At 30.5% G+C, this 1,007-nt stretch carries 1 protein-coding gene; it reads right to left on the bottom strand.

From position 1 onward, the window contains the following. Positions 1–325 precede the first annotated feature (325 nt). A partial coding sequence (locus GB234_RS14995) for a TPM domain-containing protein (RefSeq protein WP_235906159.1) occupies positions 326–1,007 on the bottom strand: 682 nt, incomplete at its 5' end.

Below are 1,007 nucleotides of genomic sequence, written 5' to 3' on the forward strand. Positions count from 1 at the left end.
ATGAACCAGAAACTTGTAATAGAATTTTTTATATTTTTCTTGATAATATAAATTGAACCTTTTTTGTTGAGTTTTAGAGTATTTCAAAATGCTTGTTCCTTATTTTTATCATAATGTTTTACAACGTTCGTGTATATGAAAAGTAGCGCTGAAAATAAGCGCTAACTATTCGGATGAAACACAAGCCGAATTTTTAAATTTTACTAATTATATTATTTTTGGGAATTTGTCAAATTTAAAAATTTGGCGACTTTCCAAAAATGCCCGAACCTTTGTGTTAGCAACGACTCGCGCTATTTTTTATATACGTTGTTGCCAACAGTACTTATTTCCACTTTTCTATTAATTCTATCACACCTTTTTTAATTCCGCTATAAAATTCTCCTTTTTTAAATTCAGGTATTATTTTTTCTTCAATTACTTTTTTACAAATTTCGTTAGTTAAAATCAATTCGGTTCCAGTTCCAGTTGCAATTCCGATTTGTCTGCAAGGATTGCAAACAACTATTGTTAATCCGTTATTTTTTTCGGCATTTCCAACTCCCCAAGTTTGTCCTAAATCCGTTGCGTATTTTTGGATGTCATTATAAGGTTTTATGCTGTCAATTGTAACAACCACAATTTGTCTTGTCGTCTCAATATCATAATCATAAAGAATTTTCGATAATTCACTTCGTTGCGATTCCTTAAAAATTTCTCCGTAATCATTTATAATTCCAATTGGTTTTGGAATAGAACTTTTTTCCGTTTCCGAAAAATCAATTTCAGTAGTTGGTTTTTTAGTTTCCGTTTCTTGAGCAATTCCTTTGCAGGAAAGGAAATTCAAAGTCAAGAAAAGGATTAATATTTTAGTTCCTATTTTCATTTTTCGTATTGTTGGCAACGGATTTGTATATGAGCAGTGCGGAGGAAGAAAGGTGAAAGCCTTTCGGACGTACCCGAGCTGATTTTTACAAATTTCGTTTATTAAATTTTTTTTTGCAATAAGTCGAATTTGTAAAAATTCG

The sequence above is a fragment of the Patiriisocius marinistellae genome (assembly GCF_009014635.1).
Taxonomy (GTDB): Bacteria; Bacteroidota; Bacteroidia; order Flavobacteriales; family Flavobacteriaceae; genus Patiriisocius; species Patiriisocius marinistellae.